At 46.7% G+C, this 8,260-nt stretch carries 12 protein-coding genes; 5 read left to right on the forward strand and 7 right to left on the reverse strand.

Annotated elements, in window-relative coordinates; all coding sequences use genetic code 11:
- The coding region (gene typA / locus B3180_RS06350; protein ID WP_286843601.1) for a translational GTPase TypA at positions 1-1,794 on the forward strand (1,794 nt) is incomplete at its 5' end.
- 71 nt (positions 1,795-1,865) lie between these two features.
- On the opposite strand, the gene trhA is transcribed toward typA, so the two are convergent.
- A complete protein-coding gene (trhA, locus tag B3180_RS06355) occupies positions 1,866-2,534 on the reverse strand; it encodes a PAQR family membrane homeostasis protein TrhA (protein WP_199495043.1) in 669 nt (222 codons plus the stop codon).
- Positions 2,531-2,812, reverse strand: a complete 282-nt coding sequence (locus tag B3180_RS06360; RefSeq protein ID WP_054490288.1) for a DUF3081 domain-containing protein — start codon at positions 2,810-2,812, stop codon at positions 2,531-2,533. The genes trhA and B3180_RS06360 overlap by 4 nt, the downstream gene beginning before the upstream one ends.
- Positions 2,813-2,989: 177 nt before the next feature.
- Between B3180_RS06360 and B3180_RS06365 the strand changes: the two genes are divergently transcribed.
- The gene (locus B3180_RS06365) at positions 2,990-3,604 is read left to right on the forward strand and encodes a TetR family transcriptional regulator (protein WP_199495044.1); all 615 of its coding nucleotides are present in this window, start codon (positions 2,990-2,992) and stop codon (positions 3,602-3,604) included.
- On the opposite strand, the gene B3180_RS06370 is transcribed toward B3180_RS06365, so the two are convergent.
- The 5 genes from B3180_RS06370 to B3180_RS06390 all read right to left on the reverse strand — a co-directional run bounded on the left by B3180_RS06370 (position 3,601) and on the right by B3180_RS06390 (position 6,312).
- Positions 3,601-4,101 (reverse strand): MgtC/SapB family protein, encoded by a 501-nt coding sequence (locus B3180_RS06370; protein WP_199495045.1) that lies wholly within the window; start codon positions 4,099-4,101, stop codon positions 3,601-3,603. The two genes, B3180_RS06365 and B3180_RS06370, sit on opposite strands and share 4 nt — an antisense overlap.
- A 3-nt stretch (positions 4,102-4,104) precedes the next feature.
- On the reverse strand, positions 4,105-4,620 hold the full coding sequence (locus B3180_RS06375) for an NADPH-dependent FMN reductase (RefSeq protein WP_199495046.1): 516 nt from the start codon (positions 4,618-4,620) through the stop codon (positions 4,105-4,107).
- A 15-nt stretch (positions 4,621-4,635) separates the two neighbouring features.
- On the reverse strand, positions 4,636-5,283 hold the full coding sequence (locus B3180_RS06380; protein ID WP_222235940.1) for a DUF2959 domain-containing protein: 648 nt from the start codon (positions 5,281-5,283) through the stop codon (positions 4,636-4,638).
- Positions 5,280-5,519, reverse strand: coding sequence for a hypothetical protein (locus tag B3180_RS06385; RefSeq protein WP_054490299.1), 240 nt, complete (start codon positions 5,517-5,519; stop codon positions 5,280-5,282). The genes B3180_RS06380 and B3180_RS06385 overlap by 4 nt, the downstream gene beginning before the upstream one ends.
- A 70-nt stretch (positions 5,520-5,589) precedes the next feature.
- Positions 5,590-6,312 carry an SDR family NAD(P)-dependent oxidoreductase gene (locus tag B3180_RS06390; RefSeq protein WP_224798376.1) on the reverse strand — a complete coding sequence of 241 codons (723 nt, stop codon included), beginning with the start codon at positions 6,310-6,312 and terminating at the stop codon, positions 5,590-5,592.
- 69 nt (positions 6,313-6,381) lie between these two features.
- Here B3180_RS06390 and B3180_RS06395 point away from each other — a divergent pair, with 69 nt between their 5' ends.
- The 3 genes from B3180_RS06395 to B3180_RS06405 form a co-directional block, all read left to right on the forward strand.
- A complete protein-coding gene (locus tag B3180_RS06395) occupies positions 6,382-7,236 on the forward strand; it encodes a virulence factor BrkB family protein (RefSeq protein ID WP_054490303.1) in 855 nt (284 codons plus the stop codon).
- Between the two features lie 55 nt (positions 7,237-7,291).
- Complete coding sequence (gene dtd, locus B3180_RS06400; protein ID WP_278358924.1) at positions 7,292-7,729, forward strand: D-aminoacyl-tRNA deacylase; 438 nt, start codon at positions 7,292-7,294, stop codon at positions 7,727-7,729.
- A gap of 5 nt (positions 7,730-7,734) precedes the next feature.
- Positions 7,735-8,260, forward strand: a 526-nt coding sequence (locus B3180_RS06405) for a GNAT family N-acetyltransferase (protein ID WP_286843607.1), incomplete at its 3' end; no start/stop codon positions are given.

Consider the following 8,260-nt stretch of genomic DNA (forward strand, 5'->3'; position numbering starts at 1 on the left):
ATCGCGCACGTTGACCATGGTAAAACCACCCTAGTCGACAAGTTGTTGCAACAATCCGGCACGTTAGAAAGCCGTGGTGAGATAGAAGACCGTATTATGGATTCCAACGATCTTGAAAAAGAGCGTGGCATTACCATTCTGGCTAAAAATACCGCGGTTAACTGGCAAGATTACCGCATTAACATTCTGGATACTCCAGGACACGCCGACTTTGGCGGCGAAGTTGAGCGCGTACTTTCTATGGCGGATTCTGTATTGTTAGTGGTTGACGCCGTTGACGGCCCTATGCCTCAAACTCGATTTGTCACGCAGAAAGCCTTCTCTCACGGTCTTAATCCAATATTGGTTATCAACAAAGTTGACCGTCCTGGTGCGCGCCCAGACTGGGTTATGGATCAGGTCTTCGACTTGTTTGACAACCTCGGCGCTACCGACGAGCAGCTGGACTTCCCGGTTGTTTATGCATCAGCACTTAATGGCTGGGCATCATTAGACGCAGACGATCAGGATGGCGACATGACGCCATTGTTCGAAACTATCGTTAATAAGGTAAGTCACCCGGACGCAGACCCCGAAAGTGACCTGCAGATGCAGGTGTCACAGCTGGATTACTCAAGCTACTTAGGCGTTATCGGTATCGGCCGTGTTACCCGTGGTAGCGTTAAAGTTAACCAACCAGTTACTATTGTTGGTGCTGACGGCAAAGAGCGCAGCGGCAAAATTGGTAAAGTCTTTAGTTACTTAGGTCTGGACCGTATTGAAGCCGACAAAGCAGCAGCAGGCGACATTTGCGCTATTACCGGCCTGGGCGAATTAAAAATCTCCGACACCGTTTGTGCGGTTGGTAAAGCCGAGGCAATGAAGCCGTTAACCGTTGATGAGCCTACTGTAACCATGACCTTCCAGGTCAACACCTCACCTTTCGCGGGTAAAGAAGGTAAGTTTGTTACCTCTCGTCAAATTCTTGAGCGTTTGCAGCAAGAGTTGGTTCACAACGTCGCACTGCGCGTTGAAGAAACTGATAACCCGGACCGTTTCCGTGTATCAGGCCGTGGTGAGCTGCACTTAGGTGTTCTTATCGAAAACATGCGCCGTGAAGGCTTCGAGTTAGCCGTTTCTCGTCCGGAAGTTATTATCAAGCACGAAGATGGTAAGAAACTGGAACCTTACGAAACCATGACGGTTGATATTGAAGAGCAGCATCAAGGTGCCGTTATGGAAAAATTAGGCTTACGTAAAGCCGAAATGACCAACATGACACCAGACGGTAAAGGTCGCGTTCGCGTCGACTTTGAAGTACCAAGCCGTGGTTTGATTGGCTTCCAGACAGAGTTTATGACCTTAACCTCTGGTACTGGCCTGATGTACCATACGTTTGACCACTACGGCCCGCACAAAGGCGGCACCATTGGTCAGCGTAGTAACGGTGTACTGATTTCAAATGCTCAGGGTAAAGCTCTGACTTACTCTCTGTTTAATCTGCAGGAACGCGGTAAGCTATTTGCATCGCACGGTGATGAAGTTTATGAAGGCCAGATCATTGGTATTCATAACCGTTCAAACGACCTGACAGTAAACTGTCTGAAGGGTAAGCAGCTAACCAACGTTCGTGCCTCTGGTACGGATGAAGCGCAAACGCTGAGTACGCCTATTCGTTTAACACTGGAACAGGCGCTTGAGTTCATTAACGATGACGAACTGGTTGAAGTAACACCACAATCTATTCGTATCCGTAAGCGTGCTCTGACAGAAAACGATCGTAAACGTTTAAGTCGTGAACCTAAGAACGGCTAATTAGTTTTAGTTAGATAGTAAAAAGCCCACTTCATAGTGGGCTTTTTTATTGTCTATTATCCGACTCGTGCTCATCCGTTCACTGACAATAAGTCCGGTTGAGGCAACACAAAATAGAAAATAGAAAAGAAGTGAAAAACACTGCCCGCTAATACAAATAAATGCCAAACCGCGTGATGGTACGGCAGCGTTTTCCAGACATAAAAAATAACACCAAAAGTGTATGCCAGGCCGCCGGCAACCAGTAACATCAAGCCACCAGCATCCACGTTATCAATCATGGGCTTAATCGCTATAAGCGCCATCCAGCCCATACCAAGATACAAACTTAGCGACAGCCACTTTATTCGCTTTTTCATGCCAAGTTCAAGAACCACACCTAAAAGTGCAATACCCCAAGCTACGCCTAACAATGTCCAGCCCCAGGCTCCCCTCAGATTAATTAATGCAAATGGCGTATAAGTACCGGCTATCAGTACATATATAGCGGCATGATCCAACTGCTGAAACACCGCTTTAATTTTTGGCCAGGGAAATGCGTGGTACAGTGTAGAGGCCGTATAAAGCAGAATAAGACTCGCACCGTATACACTCACCGCTACAACATGAAAAGCATCGCCATGAGTTGAAGTCCACACCAACATGACAATCAAAGCAACGACACTTAGAACGGCCCCCACGCCGTGAGTTAGCGCGTGAGCAACTTCTTCCATTGCCGTATAGGCTTTATGTTGGCTCATCCTCTCTCCAGCCCAGGAGTTTCATACCCCTTACTGATATTTTTAAGGGCCCGTATAAACTGGTCGTATTGTCTTTCGTTGTCGTAGTCTAAGTGATACGAGTTATGGAATTGTAATGTCAGCTTAACGCCATGTCCTTCCAAAAAAACGGTATACCCATCATGGTCGGTATAAGCTTCAATTCCTTCTAAATAGTGACGCCCCTGACGGGCTTCACCATGAGTGTGGATTTTTTCGTACGCATCCAACATCAGCTTGTTATCGAGTTCGTTTTTCATCACACACCTCAGCGTTTTACTAAATGTATACCTTTATTATTAGGGCGGAAATCCCATTCCACAACCGCTTTTACCGAATTGTTTTGAAAACCTTGTATTAGAATATACATACATTGATGCATGATTAAACAAAAACCGTTATAATAATGAACGAATGTTAAGAAACTGGAGCCCCAAATGGTTCGACGCACAAAAGAAGACGCAATGGAGACCCGCGCCAAATTATTAGATGCTGCTGAAGCTCTATTTAGTGAAAACGGTGTAACCCATACGTCTATGATGCAAGTGGCTGAAAAAGCAGGTGTCACTCGCGGTGCTATCTATCACCACTTTGAGAACAAGATGGATCTCATTGAATCCCTGATGGGACGCGTCAAACTACCCATTGATGAAATGCGTGAGCAAATCGCTGAAGGCTCCGAGTTTGATCCTTTGGAGGAAATTAAAGGGCGCTCGAAGGAATTTATCAGCCGCGTTCAGGAAGACCCGCAAGTCCGCTCACTGGCCAGTATTTTACTTCATAAATGCGAATACATTGACGAAGTAAACCCAATTAAATTACGACATGTAAGTGGCCGTAATGAATGTATCTGCGATATTGAAAAGCTTTTTGAATCAGCTATTGAGAGGGGTGAATTAGCAACAACAGTTGATGCCCGAATTGCTGTTATCGGTCTTTTTTCTTTGGTAGACGGACTCATTTACAACTGGTTGCTCGCACCAGACTATTTTCCTTTAGTCGAGTACGGGAACCAGGCCATCGACAGTTACATCAATGGCTTAACTCGTTAAGGCTCATTACTGTCTCCACGACGGCGGCGCCAGCCGCTGTATTTTCGGTGTACGCCACGGGTTAGTGATTGAAAAGTGTCTTCAAGTAGGTCAACGCCAAGCAACACGCCAACAATAACCAACGACAACACAATACCCACACCGTACATTCCCAGGCCTACGGCAATACCAATGGCCGCCAAAGCCCAGATGGTCGCAGCGGATGTTACGCCGACCACCACGCCATCGCGCGCCAGCATAACACCGGCGCCAAGAAAGCCGATACCGGTAATAATTTGGCCTATCACTCGCGATGGATCGCCGCCCTGACTGACAACGGATGAACCACCCACCAAAAACAGGTAGGTGCCCAGAATAATCAGTGCAGAGGTTCTTATACCAACCGGTTTACCACGAATTTGTCGTTCCAGACCCACAATAGCACCACACAAAAGTGCCGTGCCTATTCCCCTCCAGGAGTATGGACCCAGCTCCTGAACAATTTGCCAGTCAATCACTAATCAGTCCTTTCCTTGTTCTAAAAAGCTCTTTAAAAAACTCTCGTCCATTGCAGCAATAGCCTCATCAGTGGCATTAGGACAGCTTGCACACATAGGAGCCGTCCAGGCTTTTACATTCGCAAGTATATCGCGCAAATGGCTGACCGCACGCAAACCACCTAAACCACCAGGGGAAGCCGCAGCTAATAAAACCGTTTTACCAGACCATGCCCCCATATCAAGCCGTGACACCCAGTCGATGGCATTTTTCACTAACGGCGACACCGACGAGTTATACTCAGGGCTTACCAAAACCACTTTCGATGCGGACTGGATTTTTTCACCCAGCCTTTTCATCGGCTCGGGAACGCCATCAGCGGCTTCTAAGTCACCGTGGTAAATCGGAGCATCCAGCGCGTCAGCATCAACCAGCTCATAGCGAATACCGTGTTTATCCGCCACTTCTGCTAAACGGTGCTTGAGCTTGGTATTGAGCGAATCTTTACGGCGACTGCCACCAATAAATAAAACTGTCATATCATCTCCTGATCGTTAAGATTGGGAATCTTTCATAGCTTCGATAAAGCGGTTCGATTCAGCTACTGCCGCTTCCATGTCTTTTATTAGTACGGAAATATCGTTTTGCAGATTACTGAACTCACCGCGAATGGCATCAATCGCCTTGGCGTTCAGGTTATGCTTCAGATAAAGCACATTGTCCTGCATTTTATCCAGAACCGGCTGCATCTTATCCGCCGCGCGTTCCATAACTCTCAGTAACTCAGCGTAACGCCGTTCAGTTTCGCGCAACTGACGCTCGCTTTCGCGACGCATATTGTCATTGCTGTACTCGCCTAACTCCTCACTCCATTCGTCGAACAAGTCATTCGCAACTTCATCAACTTCATCGATACGACTACGAACTTTCTCAGCAGCGTCTTTACTGTCTTCATAGTCGTCCCGTAGCGCATTGTATTGCTGTTCCAACTCGCCACCATCAATGTTCAGCATGGTATCCAGACGCTCAAGCGCTGAACGGAACTCCTCCTGCGCATCGGACTGCGAGTCGCGAGCGTCATCCACTCTGTCGACTAAAATGTCGCGCTTTTCTACACCAAACTTTTCCATGGTGCCGTAGTAGGCACTTTGGCAGGCTGACAGTATGAATACCGCAACAATTGGTAAAGTCCATTTCATCATTTGTCACCTCGTGCCGCTTTAATTAAGCGTTCGTCGCGTTTGGTCTGACGGTAATCATGCACGGCGATAATAGCGTGAATAATAGCGACCAGATAAATAACACCTAACGCACCGAAAGATACAATAAAAAGAACCACGCCAATAATGGCGATGATCGCATTAAATATTGCCTGAAATATTTTCCCGGTGAAGAGAATTGCAATCGGCGGGAATAAAATCGCTAAAATATATAACATCGTGTTCTCCTTGCACTGCATTGTGCCCCATACCAATTAAGAGACATTCCTTAACGAAAAGCAAATTAAATCAATAAGGTAACGCTGAGCCGTCCCAGTGCCATAACCCACCGGACTGCTCGGGTTTCAAATTTTTCACGACTTCGACTATTCGTTCTGCGGACAATTCCGGCGAATACAACTTGTCGGCTGAAATACGCTGCTGAAAAGGTTTCGATAAGTCAGTATCTGTTGTCCCCGGATGCACCGCTGCTATCGATAATTTTTTATGGGTTCGTTTTAATTCTACAGACGCCGTTTTCAGTAGCATATTTAACGCCGCCTTGCTCGACCGGTATGCATACCAGCCACCCAGATAATTATCTTCAATGCTGCCCACTTTTGCCGACAACTGCACCCAAAACCGGGTGTTTTTACGGTCAAGAATAGGTAAAAAAGCCTTCAGCGCTAATAGCGGCTTTATTGCGTTAACAGAAAACAACTTAGTCAGATTGTCCGCAGTAATGTCTGACAATTTCTTTTCTGGAAACGTCTTTTCATCATGCAGCATACCAATAGTTGAAATGACTCCCGTCAGCTGCTTGCCGCCACTTTTAAAGTCACTCACCCACGCGCTCAACGAGTCTTCACTGTAGTCATCAATTTGGCAATAGGTTATTTTACCCGAGTCAAATAACCCAGTTTGAGGCTGACGAGACAACGCAATAATTTCTTCATCAGGAAACTGATTTTGTAATTCCCGTGTTAAGGCCTGGCCTAATCCACCACCGGCACCCAATACCACCATTGCCATTTGCGCTACTCTCTATCATGATAGTTTATACTTCCCTACGTTATTTAAACTGGATTAGCTCAGTACATCATGATGCAACTTGACTGGAAATCGTATTTCGAACATACCTTAGGCTTTCTCAAGTACTTTGGTAAGAGGTTTAACAGTGACAATACGAACATTACCGCTGGTCATTTAACATACGTCAGCATGCTGTCGTTAGTGCCTCTGTTAGTGGTCATGTTTACGGTTTTTTCCGCTTTCCCCATGTTTGAGGAGTTACAGGAAAACCTTGAACAGGCCTTGTTCGCCAACTTACTTCCCACTTCGGGCGAGCAACTTGAGCAATACCTGAATGAGTTCGTTACCAACGCCTCGAAAATGACAGCCATTGGCGTTGGCTTTCTGTTCATTGTGGCTATTATGCTCATGTCAGCCATTGATAAAGCACTGAATAATATCTGGCGAGACTCCAGCAGTAGACATTGGTTAGTTTCTTTTGCGGTTTACTGGATGCTGCTTACACTCGGCCCGGTACTTATCGGTTCCGGTCTGGCAGCCACGTCTTATTTGATTTCGCTCAGCCAGTTTGCAGATGAATATGTTTCCGGTGTACAAAACTTTGTCTTATGGTTCGTACCCATTGTCACCTCTTTTGTATTCTTTGTGCTCATGTATCAGCTGGTACCTAACCGTCAGGTTAAATTCCGCTATGCCGCCTTTGGTGCGGTTATCGCGGCACTTTTATTCGAGCTGAGTAAACAGCTATTTTCACTGTACATCACCTTCTTCCCAACCTATCAGGCCATTTACGGCGCGCTGGCCACTATTCCTATTCTTATTGTATGGATTTACCTTTCCTGGTTGATTGTACTCATTGGCGCGGTTTTAACCGTTAGCTTAGAGGAGTATCAGTTACAGCTGCCTGAGCCGAAGTCTGATTGACCTGCTTTGAATTTTCACCGACCATAGCGGTTCTCTTTTTTAAAGGTATGTACTCATGATCGGACTGATTCAGCGCGTTAGCCGTGCCAAGGTCACCGTTGCCGATGAAGTTGTCGGTGCCATTGACCACGGGCTGCTAGTTTTGCTCGGAGTAGAACACCAGGACGACGAAACCAGTGCCGAAAAGCTGGCAAAACGCATTGCTCATTATCGGATTTTTAGTGACGCCGACGACAAAATGAATAACAGTGTCATTGATCAACAAGGCAAAGCCCTGGTTGTTTCTCAATTCACACTGGCGGCAGATACCCGTAAAGGTCGTCGCCCCAGTTTCTCATCGGCAGCAACCCCCGACCAGGCTCAACATTTATATCAGGTGTTTTGCGATAAAATAGCTGCTCAGGGCGTTCCGGTAGAAACCGGTCGTTTTGCGGCCGATATGCAGGTTGAACTGGTCAATGACGGCCCGGTTACATTTGAATTGAAGGTATAACTGTCATGTATCGCGTTATTACTCCTGAAACCGACGAGCAACTCGAACGTTATTATTACCTTCGCTGGCGGGTTCTGCGTGAACCCTTTCAACGGCCACTGGGCTCTGAACAAGACGAATACGATCAAGTGGGTCATCACCGAATGGTCGTGAATGAAGCTGACGAAGCCGTTGCCGTTGGCCGGCTGCATTTTAATAGCCCGGAAGAAGCTCAAATACGCTTTATGGCCGTTGCACCTGAATACCGTGGCGAAGGCCATGGGGTTGCTATTATCTACGCGCTGGAGCTTGCTGCGCGCAAAGAAGGCGCAACCCATGTCGTGATCAACTCACGCGACAATACCATCGGCTTTTACAAGAAGTGTGGTTACGAAGTCGCGGAAGAAGCCGATACCGTGAATAACCCAATGGCAGAACATCACTTACGTAAGTCTTTTACTGAATATAACCGCATAATTTATCGACCCGAATGGTGTACTGAGCTACAGAAAACCTGGCAGGAAGACATTCCTATTTCCGATGCCATGGGCC

The sequence above is a fragment of the Idiomarina sp. UBA4206 genome (assembly GCF_002383015.1).
GTDB classification, from domain to species: domain Bacteria; phylum Pseudomonadota; class Gammaproteobacteria; order Enterobacterales; family Alteromonadaceae; genus Idiomarina; species Idiomarina abyssalis.